The 18,048-nt window shown below is 37.9% G+C and carries 19 protein-coding genes, 1 pseudogene and 1 other annotated feature; of the genes and pseudogenes, 8 read left to right on the top strand and 12 right to left on the bottom strand.

Annotated elements, in window-relative coordinates; all coding sequences use genetic code 11:
* Positions 1-199: 199 nt before the first annotated feature.
* The 6 genes from AC6CH1_RS06110 to AC6CH1_RS06085 form a co-directional block, all read right to left on the bottom strand.
* Complete coding sequence (locus AC6CH1_RS06110; RefSeq protein WP_498316626.1) at positions 200-1,306, bottom strand: glycoside hydrolase family 88/105 protein; 1,107 nt, start codon at positions 1,304-1,306, stop codon at positions 200-202.
* Between the two features lie 85 nt (positions 1,307-1,391).
* On the bottom strand, positions 1,392-2,729 hold the full coding sequence (locus tag AC6CH1_RS06105) for an ABC transporter substrate-binding protein (protein WP_251688226.1): 1,338 nt from the start codon (positions 2,727-2,729) through the stop codon (positions 1,392-1,394).
* Between the two features lie 31 nt (positions 2,730-2,760).
* On the bottom strand, positions 2,761-3,597 hold the full coding sequence (locus tag AC6CH1_RS06100) for a carbohydrate ABC transporter permease (protein WP_008407849.1): 837 nt from the start codon (positions 3,595-3,597) through the stop codon (positions 2,761-2,763).
* Between the two features lie 6 nt (positions 3,598-3,603).
* Complete coding sequence (locus tag AC6CH1_RS06095; protein WP_008407851.1) at positions 3,604-4,545, bottom strand: carbohydrate ABC transporter permease; 942 nt, start codon at positions 4,543-4,545, stop codon at positions 3,604-3,606.
* A 142-nt stretch (positions 4,546-4,687) separates the two neighbouring features.
* Positions 4,688-6,022, bottom strand: a complete 1,335-nt coding sequence (locus tag AC6CH1_RS06090; RefSeq protein WP_498316625.1) for an ABC transporter substrate-binding protein — start codon at positions 6,020-6,022, stop codon at positions 4,688-4,690.
* Between the two features lie 22 nt (positions 6,023-6,044).
* Positions 6,045-7,391, bottom strand: coding sequence for a glycoside hydrolase family 28 protein (locus AC6CH1_RS06085; protein ID WP_498316624.1), 1,347 nt, complete (start codon positions 7,389-7,391; stop codon positions 6,045-6,047).
* A gap of 265 nt (positions 7,392-7,656) precedes the next feature.
* On the opposite strand from AC6CH1_RS06085, the gene AC6CH1_RS06080 reads away from it, so the two are divergent.
* Positions 7,657-8,394: an FxLYD domain-containing protein gene (locus AC6CH1_RS06080; protein WP_498316623.1), complete on the top strand. Its 738-nt coding sequence runs from the start codon at positions 7,657-7,659 to the stop codon at positions 8,392-8,394.
* A gap of 17 nt (positions 8,395-8,411) precedes the next feature.
* Positions 8,412-9,029, top strand: a complete 618-nt coding sequence (locus tag AC6CH1_RS06075; RefSeq protein ID WP_427710174.1) for a hypothetical protein — start codon at positions 8,412-8,414, stop codon at positions 9,027-9,029.
* A gap of 568 nt (positions 9,030-9,597) precedes the next feature.
* Here AC6CH1_RS06075 and AC6CH1_RS06070 read toward each other — a convergent pair.
* Both AC6CH1_RS06070 and AC6CH1_RS06065 read right to left on the bottom strand, forming a co-directional pair.
* Positions 9,598-10,023, bottom strand: a pseudogene (locus AC6CH1_RS06070) (YxiG family protein); the annotation flags it as partial.
* Between the two features lie 59 nt (positions 10,024-10,082).
* Entirely contained in the window at positions 10,083-11,081 is a 999-nt protein-coding gene (locus AC6CH1_RS06065) for an MBL fold metallo-hydrolase (protein ID WP_251688242.1), read from the bottom strand.
* 372 nt (positions 11,082-11,453) lie between these two features.
* Positions 11,454-11,665 (top strand) — a binding site (T-box leader).
* 72 nt (positions 11,666-11,737) lie between these two features.
* Between AC6CH1_RS06065 and proC the strand changes: the two genes are divergently transcribed.
* Complete coding sequence (gene proC / locus AC6CH1_RS06060) at positions 11,738-12,544, top strand: pyrroline-5-carboxylate reductase (protein ID WP_498316622.1); 807 nt, start codon at positions 11,738-11,740, stop codon at positions 12,542-12,544.
* 338 nt (positions 12,545-12,882) lie between these two features.
* Here proC and AC6CH1_RS06055 read toward each other — a convergent pair whose 3' ends face one another.
* The 3 genes from AC6CH1_RS06055 to AC6CH1_RS06045 all read right to left on the bottom strand — a co-directional run bounded on the left by AC6CH1_RS06055 (position 12,883) and on the right by AC6CH1_RS06045 (position 14,306).
* Positions 12,883-13,125: a hypothetical protein gene (locus AC6CH1_RS06055; RefSeq protein ID WP_498316621.1), complete on the bottom strand. Its 243-nt coding sequence runs from the start codon at positions 13,123-13,125 to the stop codon at positions 12,883-12,885.
* A 242-nt stretch (positions 13,126-13,367) separates the two neighbouring features.
* The gene (locus AC6CH1_RS06050; RefSeq protein WP_498316620.1) at positions 13,368-13,751 is read right to left on the bottom strand and encodes a pilus assembly protein PilB; all 384 of its coding nucleotides are present in this window, start codon (positions 13,749-13,751) and stop codon (positions 13,368-13,370) included.
* Positions 13,752-13,931: 180 nt separating this feature from the next.
* Positions 13,932-14,306, bottom strand: a complete 375-nt coding sequence (locus AC6CH1_RS06045) for a phosphoadenosine phosphosulfate sulfotransferase (RefSeq protein WP_498316619.1) — start codon at positions 14,304-14,306, stop codon at positions 13,932-13,934.
* A gap of 538 nt (positions 14,307-14,844) precedes the next feature.
* Between AC6CH1_RS06045 and AC6CH1_RS06040 the strand changes: the two genes are divergently transcribed.
* The 3 genes from AC6CH1_RS06040 (at position 14,845) to AC6CH1_RS06030 (ending at position 16,145) form a co-directional block, all read left to right on the top strand.
* On the top strand, positions 14,845-15,159 hold the full coding sequence (locus tag AC6CH1_RS06040) for an ArsR/SmtB family transcription factor (protein WP_008407867.1): 315 nt from the start codon (positions 14,845-14,847) through the stop codon (positions 15,157-15,159).
* Positions 15,160-15,240: 81 nt separating this feature from the next.
* On the top strand, positions 15,241-15,669 hold the full coding sequence (locus AC6CH1_RS06035) for a DMT family transporter (protein ID WP_251688254.1): 429 nt from the start codon (positions 15,241-15,243) through the stop codon (positions 15,667-15,669).
* 11 nt (positions 15,670-15,680) lie between these two features.
* Positions 15,681-16,145, top strand: a complete 465-nt coding sequence (locus AC6CH1_RS06030) for a DMT family transporter (protein WP_251688256.1) — start codon at positions 15,681-15,683, stop codon at positions 16,143-16,145.
* 76 nt (positions 16,146-16,221) lie between these two features.
* Here AC6CH1_RS06030 and AC6CH1_RS06025 read toward each other — a convergent pair whose 3' ends face one another.
* Positions 16,222-16,509, bottom strand: a complete 288-nt coding sequence (locus tag AC6CH1_RS06025) for a hypothetical protein (RefSeq protein ID WP_014824058.1) — start codon at positions 16,507-16,509, stop codon at positions 16,222-16,224.
* A 191-nt stretch (positions 16,510-16,700) separates the two neighbouring features.
* Between AC6CH1_RS06025 and AC6CH1_RS06020 the strand changes: the two genes are divergently transcribed.
* Complete coding sequence (locus AC6CH1_RS06020) at positions 16,701-17,255, top strand: nucleotidyltransferase family protein (RefSeq protein ID WP_498316618.1); 555 nt, start codon at positions 16,701-16,703, stop codon at positions 17,253-17,255.
* Between the two features lie 201 nt (positions 17,256-17,456).
* The gene (locus AC6CH1_RS06015; protein WP_498316617.1) at positions 17,457-17,849 is read left to right on the top strand and encodes a cohesin; all 393 of its coding nucleotides are present in this window, start codon (positions 17,457-17,459) and stop codon (positions 17,847-17,849) included.
* Positions 17,850-18,048: the final 199 nt, after the last annotated feature.

The following is an 18,048-nucleotide window of genomic DNA, read 5'->3' as shown; positions in this document are numbered from 1 at the left end:
CCACACCTACCAAACATTCCGTTTTCATATAAAAATAAGATATTCCAAGCTTAAAGCGCATACAAATAGAATAAAGTAGTATAATCTATATTTTCTTTATATTCCAATAATTCTAACATAATATGTAAACACTTGACATTTATTTTTTCAGAGGCAAGAAAAAAGTACCCTTGATTCGGGTACTTTTTCTTAACTATTACTATTTTACCGTTATATCATGCAAAGCTATGCTTGCTAGAATGAATGCGCCCATACCGTGTAAATCGTTTTCTGATGTCGGGCGGTCCACATAATAGTCGTATACCCCTGCCGATGTGCCGATGCAGATGCCTTTTAGATTGGCCACATCTTCCTTCACATCGACCATATGCTCGATTAACCCGTCATACGCTTTATTTACTACTGATTGGTACGAATCATCAACTAAACCTAGTTTAATCGCTTTTGCAATGAAGTAAATAAACAGCGACGAGCATGAAGATTCCAGCCAGTTATCGGTATGATCAACTTTATCCACGATTTGATACCATAATCCCGTCTTCTCATCCTGGAACTTTTTAATAGCAGGCACTAGATCTTTCAATGACTGGACGATATCTTCCTGACCGCGTGCACCGTTGATCAGTTCCAATATATCGACGAGCGCCGTCCCGTACCAGCCGACAGAACGTCCCCATAACTCTGGTGAGCACCCTGTTTCCGGGTCTGCCCATGGTTGAGCTTTTTTTTCATCCCATGCGTGGAATAGTAAGCCTGTTTTCTCATCTTTCATATGTGTACGCATCAGTTTTTCCTGGCGTACGACATTCAGCACAAGCTCTTCTTCGACAAAATGGTTATTGTACATAAGCATAAACGGACCTGCCATGAATAACCCGTCCAGCCACATTTGATAAGGATATTTGTCTTTATGCCAGAAGCCGCCCTCTGTCGTCTGGTTTATCGAATACAGCAGATGACGGAGTTTTTTCGCTGCAATTAAATAACGACGGTCCTTCGTCTGTTCATATAATGGGAACAATAAAATGCCGGCCTGCACAGAATCCAGCTCATCCCGTGCAAAGTATAAGTTACCTTCTTCGTCAATCAGGCTATCGATATAGCCTTTCATATATTCAAAGTACTGCTGATCACCTGTCGCTTCCCATACACGAAGCATACCGTATAAAAATACCCCCTGATGATAGTGAAAGGAATTCGCCGGTGGCAGCTGGTCCGGTGTATACGTATTCATAATCGCCTTACATGCTTTTTCCGCCAGTGCAAGCGGTGTATTAACCGTAATATTTTCAGATGTCGTTCTCATTTATGCCATCTCCTTTAGCTTTAGCGTTGTTTGTATTTTTCAAAAAACAAAGGGTGTGGCTGAAGCACCGCACCCTTTTTTTGTATTATTTGCCGAAGTGCTCTGAGTATTTAGCTTCTGCAGCTTCCATCGCACCCGCCCACTCATCTAAAAATTCCTGTGCTGACGCTTTACCACTCATAACCGATTGAATTCCGGCATCGACCGTACCATCCAGGATTGAACGGTATTCTGGTAAATAGAATGGCGGCTTATAAAGAACTGTGTTCGGATCATCATACACTTCAAATGCTGTTTGAATATGAGGTGAATTTTTAATCCAGTCTTCTTTTAACACGTCACTGTTCGTTGGGATCTGACCGACTTGCTCATTCCAGAAACTTTGACTAGCAGCCGAGTTCAGGAATTCTGCAAATTTCCAAGCTTCATCCGGATTATCTGTCCCGTTGAAAATTGAAATACCGATCGTATTACCGCCTTCTGCCACGTAGTTGCCGTTTTCCGATTTAGGCAATGGGATCGCCTGGAACTGACTTTCTTCCAGTGCTTCTTTGTGCTCACCGAATGAACCGATGTTGTGCTGTACCATTGCCACTACACCTGTATCAAAGCCGGCGATCATTTCTTTATAGCCGTTTGTAATATCGCTTTTCGGTGTGTAATCTTCATATAACGATAAATACTTTTCGATAAACTCGACGTTTTTCTGATCATTGATCGTTGCTTTGCCGTCTTCCGTCAAATAATCTTCAAACCCGTTGTATGCATACATCATACGCTGAATCTGGAATGATCCGCCTGCACCTCCACGGATTGTGTAGCCGTAGCGATTATTCGCTTTATCCGTCATTGCTTCTGCAGCCGCATAAAACTCATCCCAAGTCTCAGGAATTTTTACTCCTTTTTCTTCAAACCAGTCCTTACGTACCCAAAGGATATCCAGGTTTTGTGTGTAAGGAATTCCATATAGCTTTTTATCCGCTACGATTTCTTTATTGAAATTCAGTGCCCCTTCATTGATCAGACCGTTCAGTTCCGAATCAGCAAAGTAATCATCCAGTGGCAGTAATGCTTCACGAATCGAGAATTCAGGTAGCCAGCTCGTTTGGACAGACGCCAAGTCAGGCGTATCGTCCGCTGCAATGGCTGCATCCATTTTTGATTTTGCCGAGTCTTTCGGTAATCCGACATACTCCACATCAATCATCGGATTTTCTTCTTCAAAACGGGAGATTAACTCTTCCCAAATCGGTGTACGCTGCGGTCCGGCATTTTCATCCCAGAACGTAATTTTTACCGGCTTTCCGTTTTCTGCAGACACCTCTTTTTTACCCGCCGACTCATCATCCCCGCAAGCGGCCAATAATAACGCTGTTGCAATCGTACCTACTGCTATCGATTTTCTGAACTTGCTTTTGAACATCAACCTTCACCCCTTATGAATTCATGTACAATTAACCTTTTACTGCTCCACCCATACCATTGACTAAATGCTTTTGTGCATATGCAAATAAAATTACTGCCGGAATTAAGGCAATGACACTGCCTGCTGCCAACGCACCGTAGTTGACATTGAATTCGCCCATCATCGTACTTAGACCGACCGGCAAGGTGAACCGGTCCTGACGATTTGTGAGCATTAAGGCAATTAAAAATTCATTCCATGTGTAAATGAATGTAAACACCCCTGTTGCAACAATACCTGGAAGCAGCAGCGGGAACACGACATGGCGGATGGACTGAAGTTTCGTACACCCATCAATCATCGCCGCTTCCTCCAACTCTTTCGGAACGTTTGCGATGAACCCGCTCATCAATATGGTCGTAAACGGAATCTCAATCGCCGTATACGTAATAATTAGAGCGAGTGGACTGCTGATCAGCCCTAAATTTTTGAAAATGATAAATAACGGGATAATCATCATTGATCTCGGTATAAATTGCGTACATAACAGCATCAGCATAAAGGCGCGTTTTCCCTTGAACTGATAACGGGCCAATGCATAGCCGGATAATGTTGAACAGATCAATACGACAATCACTGTACTGACGCCGACGATCAAACTGTTTTTCATGAATGTGGCAAACCCGACATTATTCCACGCCATCACAAAGTTTTCCACTGTCGGATTAAGCGGCGCATATTCAAGCGGACGTTTCATAATATCTCCCTCAGGCTTGAATGCCGTATTGATTGTCCAATAGAGTGGGAAAAGGGTAAAACTTAACAACATACCGAGCGGCACATAAAGTGTCAATAACTTATCTATTTTTTTATTTTTAGAAAACATAGGCTATCACTCCTTTTCATAGCGCGATAATTTCAGATAAAGCGCCGCGAAAACTAATAGAATACCAAACGAAATGACTGTAAGCGCTGAGCCATATCCAAAGTTACTGCCATGAACAGCTAATTCTGCAATATACATAGTCAGTGTCGTTGTTGAATGGGCAGGTCCGCCGCCTGTTAAGTTGAAGATCAGGTCAACGTTATTAAACTCCCAAACCACTCGCAGCAGTGTCGTTAAAATAATCGTATTTTTCAGCTGCGGCAATGTTACGAACAGGAATGATTTCCAGCGGCTCGCACCATCTACGCGCGCTGCTTCGTACAATTCTTGCGGAATACTTTGCAGACCGGCCAAAAGGGTAATCGCAAAGAATGGAATCCCCCTCCACAGTTCGGCAATAACTACTGCACCAAATGCGGTAGATGTACTTGCCAAAAAGGCTTGCGGTGAATCTATAATGCCGAAACGCATCAGGATATCATTCAGTACACCCATATGTTCGTTGTACATCAGTGACCAGATAACAGATGCCAGTACACCTGAAATCGCCCAAGGAATAAAAGCAACCGCACGTATAATCCCTCTGAATTTAAATGTCTGGTTCAGCAATAGAGCCAAAATCAAACCAAATACCAATTGAAGCCCCACTTCTGTAACAACCCACTTCAAACTATTAAGTAAACTCGGGAAGAACAGCTTATCACTGGTAAAAATATTCACGAAGTTATCGAGCCCTGCAAAACTATTATAGTAAGGTGCCGAAATATCATAGTTTTGGAAGCTATAATAAAATACCATTCCAATCGGGTAGAAAAGGAAACTTACAACCATTAGTACGGCCGGCGTAATGAATAGATAAGGAACCAACTTCGCCTTATTAAATTTACGGACTTTTTCGCTTTTCTTTTTTTCCAATACTGGTTCATTTACTTCTGGGGAATAACTCATTAAATTTCCTCCCTTCTTACACATTATTCTAATTGAAAACGCTTTCCCGAAATATTCAAAATATTAAGATGTTAGATAAAAATTTTAAGAATCTTCACATTTAGATGTCATAAAAAAAGCGCCGAGCAAGTTTTTCACTTACTCAGCGCTTCGATGTTTGGGCATGATATTTTTCATATAGTGCATATTCATTTTCAATGGCCACGCTCCACTCTTTCAAGAACTGCTCGATTGTTTTCGTACCGCTCAGCACTTCCTGGAGCCCCGGTTCAACAATCGTATACCGGATGGAGTTGTACCTAATTAAATAAAAAGGTGGCTCGTACATTTTTGTTTTCGGATCTTCATAGACAGAAAGCGCCGATTGCAAATGCGGGGAATTTTGCACCCAATCTTCCTGCAGCACTTCCTGATGTGTCGGCAATTGTCCAACCCGTTTGTTCCAATGGCTTTGTCCCTTTAGCGACGCGATAAAAGAAATAAATGTCCACGCCTCTTTTGGATGTTTCGTACCCTCGAACATCACCATGTCCATCGTGTTGCCTGCCTCGACAGTAAAGTGCCCATCAACTGACTTCGGCAATGGCAATGACTGGAACTGATCCGGAGACAGCACTTTTTGATGTTCTGCATAAGAGCCGATATTATGCTGGATTAAACCGACAGCCCCATGCTCAAAATCATCGAGCATTCCTTTATAATCTTTTACAATATCATTTCTGGATGTATGCAAATCATATAGCGACAAATATTTTTCCAGAAACTCCACATGGCGGGGATCATCAATCGTACTTTCACCATTTTCGATATACGTCGAAATCCCGGAGTAGGCATACATCATCCGCTGCAGCTGCAGTGACGACCCTTCCCCGCCACGAATGCTGTAGCCGTACTGTTGTAGCTCTTTATCTGTAAAGGTTTCAACGGTATGAAAAAAGTCATCCCATGTTTCAATCGTTTCCAGACCATAGTCGGCGAGCCAATCTTTGCGAACCCAAAGGACATCCATATTTCGCGTGTAAGGCAATCCGTACAATTTATTATCCGGTGTTAATTGACGATTGTAATTAATGACAGATTCCTCAATTTTATCACCGTCCGGCCAATTTCCAAAATAGGTATCGAGTGGCACCAATGCTTCACGGTATGTATATTCCGGTAACCAGCTTGTATATATACTTCCTACATCCGGCAGTGACTGCATCGCGAGTGCCGAATTGAATTTCACTTTTGCAATATCCTTCACGAAGCCTTTGTATTCAATATGAATATGTGGATACTCCTCTTCAAAAGCGGCGATCATTTCTTCCCAAATAGCATTTCTTAACGGACCGGCATCATCAAACCAAAAAGTTAATGTCACATCTTTTTGCGTGCCATCCACTTTTTCTACTTCCTCACTTGAACAACCCGAGAGCAAGAATAGTAAACAAATGGGGAAGACATAAAACAAATAGGTTTTTCTTAAGCTGCTCAATGTGATTCCCCCTTAACGCCAGCTAGCTTATAACATTCGTCATTTGAACAAGTCTTTCATCCTTTGCCGTCTCTTTGGAGCGACAATGTTCCATTACGATATTTTTACTATTTATTATTTCAAATGCCGGCCCTTCATGTTGTTGGACCGTCACATGCTCAAACAATACATCTTCTGCATTGGAACAGAAAAAACCACGTTGTTTCATCGGTTCCAAATCCATCATCATTGCCGGCAGATCCGGTTCAGCACCCGACTTCATCGCAACACGGATATGGCTGAATGTAATATCCTCAACCGGCATTTCAGGTAAACCGTATAAGAATCCCGCAGCCGCCGTTACGTTTGTTGCAGTAATATTTGAAAAATGAATATGCATGAACTTCGGTGTCAGCGCTGTCACAGGTTGCGCACTCTTATCCGAAACATAGGGCTCCAAACCTCTTGGACCATGATAATAGTATAAGTTTAGTATAAACGGACAAATGACATTATTCATCACAATATTGCTTACACGGATATTTTCAATCGTACCGCCTCGGCCGCGCCGTGATTTAAAGCGAATGCCCCGGTCTGTTCCTTCAAAAATACAGTTCGATACGACGACATTGCGAATGTCCCCGCTCATCTCACTGCCAAAGACAACCCCGCCATGACCATGCAGCATCGTACAGTTCGTAATCGTTATATTTTCACAAGGAATTGCGCGCTCCGCATCCTCGGTACCCGCTTTTATCGCAATACAGTCATCCCCTACATCAATCGAACAATCGGAAATTTTCACATTGCGGCATGATTCAGGATTAATGCCGTCCGTATTCGGGGAATTCGCCGGATTTATAATCGTAACTCCCGAAACGGTCACATTATCACAAACATTCGGATGGATGGTCCAGCTCGGAGAATTGATCATTTTCACCTGCTCGATATGTACACGCTCACAATGATCAAAGCTCACTAAATTAGGGCGTGGGTATGCAAGAGAATCTTCTTTAAACAGCTTCCACCAATATGCACCCTGCCCATTCAATGTGCCAAAACCGGTAATGGCGATATTTTCCGCATGACAGGCATAAATACAGGACATATACACATCACGACTCGCCCCTTCCCAGCGTGAAGAAATGACCGGGTAATCCGCTCGATCATTTGAAAACAAAAGCTCGGAACCCGCTTCCAAATGCAGATGCATATTACTTTTTAATTCAATCGCACCGGTAACATACACACCGGCAGGCACATATATCGTTCCTCCCCCGCCTTGTGAACAAGCCTCTATTGCACGCTTAATCGCCGATGTGTTATTGGCCCAGCCATCACCAACCGCACCAAACTGTTCAATATTATAAACCGCCGTACTATGCTGCATCGTATCCCATCCTTTGTATTCAAATCGTGTTGAAATCAGCATATAAAATCTTACTATTTGAAGTCTAGCTGTAGATAGGAAATGCTAAAAAAAGTACGGGGAAGATAGTAAAATATTGTAGGTTTTTGCGAAGTTTGAAACGACGTACATGGTGGAATTTTTCAGTAATTTTTGATTTATGGAAAAATTAAATATAACTTTTAGACTATGCTATAATCATTCAGGAATTATATTAATATAAAGTATTATAAAAGGAGGAAATTAAATGAAAAAACTTACGATATTAATGTTTAGTTTACTTTTCATATTGACTGCATGTGGAGATTCAAAACAAACAATTTCACAATCTGCAGATAAAGAAAGTAAAACTGAAGAAAGTGCAAATACTGAAGTAAAAGCCAATGCTAAATTAGAAATTGAAGATTCAGGATCTAATGTATGGAGCGACTCTATTGACTCAATATGGATCAATACAGCAGCCATTTTTAAAAACACAGGCGATATGCCAGTTGATATTGGTGAAACACAAATGAATTACAAAGGAAAAGACGGTAGTATTTTAGGAACTTCAACTATGATTTATGCTGTTCCTGAAATTGTTCAGCCTGGAGAATCAGCATTTATCGTAGAAGGCACAACACTCGATGAAGCAACATCACTGGATAATTTTGCTGAAACAACCTTTAATTTTAATTTTGATGCAACTGAAGAAGATTCAAACTTAATGGAAGTTAGTGCAGTTAAAGGGATTCCCAGTGACTACGGCTATAGTGTTACAGGGATTGTTAAAAACCCTACAGACGTTCAGCAAGAAGATATACGTCTTGCGGCCATTTTATATGATGCGAACGGTAAAATTTTAGGCGGATTATTAGGCAGTGTTGATGTAGGATTAGCTGCTGGCGGTGAAGCAGGATTTGAACTTAGCTACCCGCCCTTACCAGATAATATTGGTTCAAAAGTAAATAAAATCGAAGTAAAAAGCTACGGCTTCACTTGGTAAACGAAGGAGTATATAGGATGAAAAAATCATTATTTATTATAAGTACAGCTCTATTATTTTTAACGGCTTGTAGTGCAGAAGAAGATAAGAAGCAATCAGATAGTCAAAAGGAACAAAGTTTAGAGGTAGAAAAAGGGCTTTTAAATGTTGAACTCACTTTACCTGCAGAGTTTTTTGAAGATGAAACGCCAGAAGAAATCGAAGCAGCTGCTAAAGAAAAAGGTGTTAAGGAAGTAAAAGTTAATCCAGACGGTTCTGTTTATTATAAAATGAGTAAGTCTGCTCATAAAAAAATGATGAAAGAAATGGAAGAAAGTATCGTCAGTACGGTCGATGATCTTGTAAATGGCGAAGATTTTAAATCATTTAAAGAAATTTCATATAACAAAGATTTCACAGAATTTGACGTAACAGTGGATACGGCAAGCTTTGAAAATAGTTTTGATGCATTTGGGTTAATGGGATTGGCCTATGTATCTATGTTTTACAGTGCATTTGATGGCAAATCTAGTGACGATATTAAAACTAAGGTTAATTTAATCGACGAAAAAACTGGTGAACAAACTGAATCAATGGTCTTCCCTGACGTTATGGAAGAGGATTCAAAGAATGGTGAAGCAGATTCCGAAAACTAAATCGTTCAATTAATTTGTGTATAAACAAATATCTGTAAATTAAAGCCCAGTAAACGATTTTTGTTAAAAATCTTACTGAGCTTTATTTTATAGAAATAACACTTTTTATTCCTCACCACTTTATAATTATTATTTTAAAATAGAAATTTCTTTAACTTCTACACTTTCCTGTTTACGTACAAATTAGTCCATCCCATCGGACGGTTCTGACTCCTCCAGAACAGGTCAATTATATCCCATCCACATGTGGCCAAAAACGTCCCCTCAAAAAGATCTTATATCTTTTAAATAATTTAAAAAATATATATTGTTGCGTTAAAACGCAACCGGGTAGTTTTTTCTTTATGGCTTTTAATAATCTCCTCTACCCAGAAATTATTTTCATTTAGTTTGTCCCCTTTTTTGTTTTTGGGAGGCATATATAGGGCAAAAGGCAAATTGGAGGCAGGAACATGAATTGGTCAGTTGATGAAAGGCAGTTGTTTATATGTTAGACGTCACTTGAAAAATATTTAAATCAACCCGGTTACAAAAAAACCTCCCAATTTTTAATTAGGAGGCATCCGAACTATTGAATTTTAAAATTACCACTGCTTTGAAGTATATCACTAAATGTTTCATCATTGATTTGAACTTTGTTCGCTTCAATAAAAAAGTGATCTTTATTATTCACCTGGAAGTAAAAATTTGTATTTGAACTGATATCTTCAATCGCTGTTAAATCTCGGTTTAAACTTTCAATTTTAATTTTTCCGAATCCATTCTGATGGTAGCCAATTTCACTGACAAAATTATTATCATTATATTTGCGGTCATTTAACCTATACGTTTTGTTTGACTCCTGATCATACACGACCGGTTCCTGATAAATAAAATAAGAAATAACTTCTTTAAAAGTTACATGCGTTTTAATAATATTTTGGCCTTTCACACTTTCAACTATAAGGGAAATCGTTTCAGCGAAATAGTTTATATCTAAAGAAGAAATTTCCCACCCATTGTCATTGTGCTCTAATAAATACTGAACATCTTTAAGATTTTTTCATTTTTCTATTAATACCCTGTTTTATTTAATGATTTATTCGCTTCTCTTGAAGCATGACGGGAAATATCACTTTTCTTATAATAATGAATCCCATCCCGCTCTTCAATCTCGACCATCCCTTGATCGACCAAGTAATCAAACTGCCCTAATGTTTCCGATAGTGTCAATCCTAACTGCTGCTGGTAAATGCGTTCAAATAATTGAGTAGTCATTTCAAAATTTGTCTGCGGTGTTTGAAGCAGACCGTATACTTTTAATGCACGTTGTCTTTGTTTTTCCAAGCGCTCATCGATGAGTGGTTCGATATTTGTCAGTTCCCCTCCGTGCCCCGCGTACACTTTTGAAATCTCTAAATTTTTCAGTCGCTTGAGTGATTCATTATACTGCAGCAATGATTTAGGACGTTCCATCGATAAATCTAGTGGTGGCTCGATTAATGGATTCGATGATGTGCGTTCCAGCAGTAAATCTCCACCGATACATTCCCGAGTAGTCTCGTCGACAAAAATCAGATGGCTTTGTGCATGACCGGGTGTTTCATATACTTTCAAACCAGGATGACCTGGCACTTCATCGCCCTCTTTTAAATAGCCAGTCAATGGAATTGTACCGAATAACTCAATTTCCCCTTTAACATGTAAAATCCGGTTTACGTATTTTTCCGGTACTCCTTGCTCGATTAAAAGCTTTTTAAAAAACCGCTCATGATACTGCAGAAATTCCGGTTCTTTCTTCATCCAGTAATCAACATATTGATGCCCTAATACTTCCGCAGCTGGAAATGCGTCGATCCAACCGGCATGGTCCGGATGATGATGTGTCAGCACGACTTGTTCCACGTCTTTCAAGTCATAACCTGCACTGTGTAAACCCCATTTGATTGCTTCATATGCTTCTTCCGTTTTCGGACCTGCATCGAATAATGTCAGTGCCTCCCCCTTTACTAGAAAAGCATTTACATCTCCCACTGCATATGGTGTCGGTATAACAATTTTATGTACTTCCATATTTTAATCCCCTTTATCTTAATTCAGCAATCACTCACCTCTTCAAGTAGATGATAGCTGCTTGTTTTGTTTAACCCAGCTGCTGGTACAAAAGCCAGCTGAATAAAGATAAGCCTCTGGCAGATGTCACAGATTTTAAATTGAATTTAATGAGGAAGTCAGCCTAAAAACGCCGCATCCTGCGACAACGGCTGACTGACCCACGTCATGTGGGCCTAAACTCAAAAAAATCTGGACGCAATTACGCCGAGGCGTAATTGATATGCTCGTAATGAATGACTATTCATTTATTTTAACTCTTTTTTCTTCATTCGTCACGTCAAAGGTTGACAGTTTTTCAATACAGCACTATAATTTTGGATAATTCAAAATTTACAGGCAATGAAAAAGCCAAGTAGATTATTTTAAGGTTATAGAGAGTGCCGTCTTTGCTGAAATCGGCATAACCCGCTGGAATAATTGAACCTCCTTTTGAGCCGTTATGACAACATAACCGTACCCTTTGCGATAAAAAGGCTGAAGCTGCACACATTATGTGTGAATAAAGGTGGTACCGCGGAGATCAATGCATTTTCGTCCTTACTTAATTGTAGGGATGGAAATGCTTTTTTTATGTTCCTTTAAGGAATCGGATTTAAAAATCGGAGGGATACTTTATGCAAAAAATTATTTTTATTGGCGCAGGCTCGATGGCAGAAGCACTCATTCATGGATGGATTAAAAAGAATGTCATCAACCCGCATGCCCTGTTTATATCCAATCGGTCGAATAAAGAACGTCTAAACGAACTGGTGGAAAGCTATAATGTCAACCTATTGGAGGACCTTACACACTTGCGGGATGCAGACCTCGTTATTTTAGCAATGAAACCGAAAGATGCGCGTGCTGCTATGGAAGTCATCGCACCCCATCTAAGTGCTGATACTGCAATTTTATCGGTACTGGCTGGTGTCAGCATTGATACGATTGAACAGCATCTCGGCAGCCGCCCAATCGCTCGTGTAATGCCGAACACCTCCGCAACAATCGGCATGTCTGCATCCGGCATTGCATTCAATAACCATGTAACAGACGTGAAGCGTGCGCTTTATATTCAAATGTTAGAAGCGATTGGCATTGTAATCGAAGTGGAGGAAGAAAAACTTCATGCAGTTACAGCCCTTTCCGGAAGTGGTCCTGCCTATTTATACTATTTGGTTGAAGCATTTGAACGGGCTGGTGCTGAGTTTGGTCTATCAAAGGAAATTGTACGGGAACTGATGGTACAGACGATTGCTGGTTCCGCGGAAATGCTGAAATCCGGTAATTTGGAACCTTCCCTACTGCGCAAAAAAGTAACAAGTCCAGGAGGAACGACTGAAGCCGGGATCAAAGCACTTGAATCGATGTCCTTTAACGAAGCGATTGTGAACTGTGTTCGAAGTGCCGAAAACCGTTCAAGGGAACTGGCGCGTGAGGAATAAAAAAACACCTACTAATAATTCGAATATAGGGTGAAAAGTATAATAAAATAAAACAGTACTTATATTTAGGGGATTTAAGTTTTGTTGTATATAACAAAAATTTTTAATAAAACTAAAAAACATCCATTAAACCTTTATTGAGATAATGGATGTTTTTTTAAATTTTTGGTCATTACTTTACTTAAATCACTTTTCTCAAAGATTGTGGCTATGAAAAAAAGAAAATGTCATCATTCAATACTCGGCGCGATTGTTGAATATCGTTTTCTGTGTTTCCAAACTTTTATTTGGGAACGTATTTAAAAACTTTATACACCCTTGTGGAATATAAGCACAAGTTAGCTGGTTTGAGTGTTTGATACTCTAAATATCTTTTGAGATAGAGAATAAGCAACTGTGGCTGTTAACAATGCCAATAGTAATGGATTTGAGGCACTTCCAAATGATATTTCTTGATTTAAATCATTTGCAATTGAAGGGAGATTGGGAGTGTGAAAAGCAGTAAGTATCAAACCCGATAATATTTGAAATGCTAGAAATAATATTATGAAACTAATTATAAATACAGAAAACTTCTTCAAAATTTTCACCTCCTTCGAAACTATTATTACATTTACGGATTAGAATTCAAAAAGTTTCGGTAATTCCACGCAAATATAGCATAATCGTTCCAAAAGCGGCGTTTGGGAACCTTCTTAAAAGAATGTTATTCAACAATATGGCTCTTTAGCTGAAGAAGGCATATGTCTTATCAAGAATTGCACCCGATGGTTGAATATTGAAAGAATGATAACCAACCTTCACTCATCCTTCTCTATATATTTTATTTCGCATCAGAATTGAATCGTATTAACGTTAAAATTGAGAACAATGGGAAAATCAAATATATAGACATAAAACCACCAAGAGTAAAGAACCAAAGATCAATGCACCACACCAAAAATAAACCGATAACATTTGTTAGAACAAAAAAAAGTATTTTGTTTTTTATTCTATTAGTTAAATAAATATCAATAGGGACTACAAAGATAATAGTAAATAAATAGATTCCTAAATAGAGCAGTACAGCAAGCTGTATTTTCTCAGCTGTCGAAGGAGGCATTATTTCGGATCGGAATACTCCTTCGATAAATACGATACTTAATATGGTAACTAATGCTACTATTATCGGGGCAATTAGCATCTTTGCAATAGAAGTCTTTCTCATTCAAGTCACCTCTTTTTGTTATTAAAATCCAGTCTTTAAGATGACAGCTCATCTTTAATTTCTTTAGAGGCATTGTTCAACAATATAACCCTATAACGGAAAAATGCGATTTTCTTATTGAAGAATCGCACCCAATTGTTGAAGATCAAGAATTGATTACTACTAAAATAGCTGTCCGAATTACTCTCCTGTTATGGTAATTGTTTCTGATCGATTGTTCCATTTTATTAATCCTACAATTTCCGAATCCTCACTTGGAGAGGTACAAGGACTGCACTCACTTATTCCCAATGACATGACCCCATCTGAACCTAATGCTCCTTTTCCAGAAGAAGAAACAACAGTGAACGAATATTCAATTTCTTTTGGAATTGGTTCTGTACCAATATATTTAATGTAACCAGTTTTTTTACTATCTTCACCCCTATGTTCATATTCAATTTGAACTCTCCAGTTTTCACCTTCCCCAGAAAATATAACGGTTTTCTGTCCACAAGCAGATAGAAGAGAAATACCGAGCAAGATAACCAAAAAACCAACTTTCCCAAAATTCATATGTAGCTCCCCTTTCAAAAACGAATGGTTTACTTATTTCTAGAGACGTAAGAAGAAAATGCTCGTTTACTAAACAAAAAACTAAAGCACTTCGTTAGTTAATAAGGAAAATACTCACATTTTATATTAGGTTAATTATATTTAAAAGAAAACAGCAATTGAATAAAGAATTATTGCAATTATGATTACCACAATCATTACACTTGTACTATTTCTCACTTATTTAAATAAATTAATTATCATTGAATTTTAACATAAATATCAAACTTACTATTTAAATATTATTCCAGAAAATGACCTTGAAAAACGCGTCGCGCCTTATTGTTGAATAGTATAGGATATATCTCTTTCGAATCTTAATATTTATTAAAATCAATTTTCAAACCAAACACATTTACATCATTAAAAATGTAGTACTTTTTAATAGTTTTATTCTAACTATAACCATAGATAAGTTAAACTAGTGGGACCTTTTCCTGGGAAATACTTCAATAAATTACCTTGACATATCGAAAATTCTAGATATATAATTACACGCATGGAACCTATTGATGTATTCAAAGCATTATCGAATGAAACAAGACTCAATATTTTAGAGTGGTTAAAGGAACCCGAGAAACATTTCCCAAAACAAGGCGCTCACCTACCGAAGGAGGTAAGTTACAAGGGTGGAGTATGTGTTGGGGATATTCAGGAAAAGGCCAAAATTTCTCAATCTACTGTTTCTAGCTACTTAAATATGATGCAAAAAGCTGGTTTACTTGAGTCGATTCGCCATGGACAATGGACATACTACAGACGTAATGAAGAATTTATTCAACAGTTAGCTGAATACTTTAAAACAGATATCTAATATTATTGATTTCTGTTTTTTTATCAATACTTATATCGATATTTCTAGATATACAATTATACCGAAAAGAGGATTTCATCTATGCGCTTTATATTTTATCTATTTGCTTTTTTAGCTGGAGCAGCACTTAGCTTTGAAGGCGCAATTTACGCTGAACTAGGAAAAACAATCGGACAAATAGAAACAAGCTTTTATAACTTCTTTATGGGCTCAATCATCATGGGGCTTTTGTGGCTCTTTTTTGGAAAAGGCAGGATTTCCTATACATTGGAGGCACCTAAATGGGCATTGCTTGGAGGGCTCTTAGGTGTTGTTTATTTAACTTCCATCGTTGTAAGTGTTCCGTTCGTCGGAGTAGGCATAACAATGGTTGCTGTCATCATCGGGCAATTGGTGATGAGTATGACGATCGAGCATTTCGGGTGGTTAGGTAGTAAGAAAAATAAGATTAATAAAGAAAAAATATATGCAGTTATTTCAATGATCATTGCACTTATATTAATAAATTAGGAGGCATTTCCATGGGATTATTTATGATTCTATTCACATTGATTGGCGGTATCACATTAAGCGCACAATCATCTATCAATGGTACATTTAGTCAAAAAGCCGGAACAATTGAAACAACATTTTTAACCTTTCTCACTGGGACAATGTTTTTGACCATATTTATTTTATTTTTTGGTAACGGGAATCTGCTAGGAATTTTAGAGGCGCCAAAATGGCAATTAAGTGCAGCGTTTTTAGGTACTATGTATTTACTGTTGACAGTTATGGCAGTACCACGAATTGGAGTGATTGCAACCAGTATTGCTGGTATAGCTGGTCAACTAGTAATCGGAGTGATTATTGATCATTTCGGGTGGTTCAATAGTTTAGTCATAGAATTAGATGTTAAACGAACCTTTGCCTTATTCTTTATGTTTATCTCCCTATATTTTATCTATAAAGGAAATAAACATACTACCGATGATACTGTTGCATAAGAGAGTGAAGTCTTCTCTATAAATAACCAATTTGAGGCAATCTTCATCTGATGAGGATTGCCTTTATAATTCGATTTTAGAAAATACTGTAAAATTTCTTAATTATAGTTACTAAAATGGCAATAAGGAATACAATCAGACTATTAATTAGTAAATAGCCGGCAAGATTCAGCCCGTAGAATATGGCAAAGGCATCATTAATAAATAATGATAACGCAATTCCTAGTCCCCCAAATACACCTGCCAGCAGTAATATTATTAATGCAGCAGAGTACAGGCTTTTCTCCTTTTTGAAGATTATAAACCCAATAACATTTGCAATAACGATTAAAAAGATCATTAGTACAACTAAAAAATTCCCCATTAAACTCCCCTCCATATACATACTTTACCAGTTAAACTGAAAACTTGTTAAGAATTTCCCATAATGAAATCAATCTGACTTCCAGTGCTTCTCTAAGGCAAAACATTGTAAGCATTAAGTTTGTATAATCTTTTATAAGGAATAGCTAGTTACAAAGGATATAATAGCAGTAAAAAAGGAGATGATTACATTTGGATTACGAATTAGAGTTAACGAACATTATAAAATCAGATCAACTTATGATGTCGATTTTAAAAACCGTGCAAGAATTACAATTAAATGATTGCTGGGTCGCAGCGGGTGTTATTCGAAATAAAATTTGGGATTACTTACATAATGTACAAACTGAAATAAATGATATTGATGTTATATATTTTAACGAGTTGAATAGTTCAATAGAGTCTGAAAAAGCGTTAGAATCCGAGTTGCAAAAGAGTATGCCTCATCTGCCCTGGTCCGTAAAAAATCAAGCCAGAATGCATGTTAAAAACAGACTTTCTCCCTATTCATCATCATTTGAAAGTGTTGCTCATTTCCCTGAAACTCCAACTGCAGTAGCCGTTCGTTTAAATAACAATCAGATAGAAATCTTAGCTCCTTATGGCTTAAATGATTTATTTGAAGGACTAGTTAGACCTACTCCTCCATTTAATCCAGACTCCAAATTACATCCTATTTATTCAAATCGAGTACAAAGTAAAAATTGGGGTTCTATTTGGAATACATTAAAAATTGATTCGGAATAAAAGAAAAACAACTAAGCTACATACAAGCGTCATAACGATAGAGCGCTGATTCTTTTGATAGAATCGCGCCCGATAATCAATTTTATTTTTATTCTTTTCATGACTTTCACCTATCTAAAAAACAAGAATATCACTAAAAATTTTGTCAATCATTTCTTGATATAATTCCATTCACTATCTCTCATATTAAGGAATGAGGAGATGATAACATTGTCAAATAAGAACAATAAAGAAAACAAGCAGGCAAGTAATGATCAATCGAAGCTAGGTACTCTTTACGAGATCGCGAAAGAATTTTCACCCATCCTTTCAACCGATGCTAAATCCAAAATCGAAGAAATTGCAAAAGAGTTCCTTCCTGCTGATCAAGCTAACCGAATGTCCAATGCATTTGCTTCAATGAAATCACAACCGAAAAGCCAGGAAGAAATTGCGAAAGAATTCCTCCCTGCCAATAATCAAACAAATCGAATGTCCAATGCGTTTGCTCCGATGAAATCAAAACAGAAGAGCCTAGAAGAGATTGCAAAGGAATTCCCCCCTACTAAAGACCAAGCATTTAAGCGTGATAATGGTGCGAATTTTGATAAGTAGAAAACCTAAGTCTTGATAAATTTATTAGCAAAGCCTGTGAGATTTTTTCACGGGCTTTTTCACTTTAGATTAAAAAATTTTAAAACTTAAACTTTTTTAATAAAGATGGTATGGAACCCCTCTCTTCGGCTAAATGAATAATTGCTTAGAAAAAATGGCTACAAAAGTCGGCAAACAGATTATATCTAGAAAAGTAGGA

This window comes from Solibacillus sp. GQ1, from assembly GCF_059758555.1.
This window is presented reverse-complemented; position numbering and strand designations above follow the sequence as displayed.

Coding starts and splice junctions, on each gene's coding strand:
- AC6CH1_RS06110 (WP_498316626.1), bottom strand. CDS start 1,306: ATGAGAACGACATCTGAAAATATTACGGTTAATACACCGCTTGCACTG.
- AC6CH1_RS06105 (WP_251688226.1), bottom strand. CDS start 2,729: ATGTTCAAAAGCAAGTTCAGAAAATCGATAGCAGTAGGTACGATTGCA.
- AC6CH1_RS06100 (WP_008407849.1), bottom strand. CDS start 3,597: ATGTTTTCTAAAAATAAAAAAATAGATAAGTTATTGACACTTTATGTG.
- AC6CH1_RS06095 (WP_008407851.1), bottom strand. CDS start 4,545: ATGAGTTATTCCCCAGAAGTAAATGAACCAGTATTGGAAAAAAAGAAA.
- AC6CH1_RS06085 (WP_498316624.1), bottom strand. CDS start 7,391: ATGCAGCATAGTACGGCGGTTTATAATATTGAACAGTTTGGTGCGGTT.
- AC6CH1_RS06080 (WP_498316623.1), top strand. CDS start 7,657: ATGAAAAAACTTACGATATTAATGTTTAGTTTACTTTTCATATTGACT.
- AC6CH1_RS06075 (WP_427710174.1), top strand. CDS start 8,412: ATGAAAAAATCATTATTTATTATAAGTACAGCTCTATTATTTTTAACG.
- AC6CH1_RS06065 (WP_251688242.1), bottom strand. CDS start 11,081: ATGGAAGTACATAAAATTGTTATACCGACACCATATGCAGTGGGAGAT.
- proC (WP_498316622.1), top strand. CDS start 11,738: ATGCAAAAAATTATTTTTATTGGCGCAGGCTCGATGGCAGAAGCACTC.
- AC6CH1_RS06050 (WP_498316620.1), bottom strand. CDS start 13,751: ATGAGAAAGACTTCTATTGCAAAGATGCTAATTGCCCCGATAATAGTA.
- AC6CH1_RS06045 (WP_498316619.1), bottom strand. CDS start 14,306: ATGAATTTTGGGAAAGTTGGTTTTTTGGTTATCTTGCTCGGTATTTCT.
- AC6CH1_RS06040 (WP_008407867.1), top strand. CDS start 14,845: ATGGAACCTATTGATGTATTCAAAGCATTATCGAATGAAACAAGACTC.
- AC6CH1_RS06035 (WP_251688254.1), top strand. CDS start 15,241: ATGCGCTTTATATTTTATCTATTTGCTTTTTTAGCTGGAGCAGCACTT.
- AC6CH1_RS06030 (WP_251688256.1), top strand. CDS start 15,681: ATGGGATTATTTATGATTCTATTCACATTGATTGGCGGTATCACATTA.
- AC6CH1_RS06025 (WP_014824058.1), bottom strand. CDS start 16,509: ATGGGGAATTTTTTAGTTGTACTAATGATCTTTTTAATCGTTATTGCA.
- AC6CH1_RS06015 (WP_498316617.1), top strand. CDS start 17,457: ATGATAACATTGTCAAATAAGAACAATAAAGAAAACAAGCAGGCAAGT.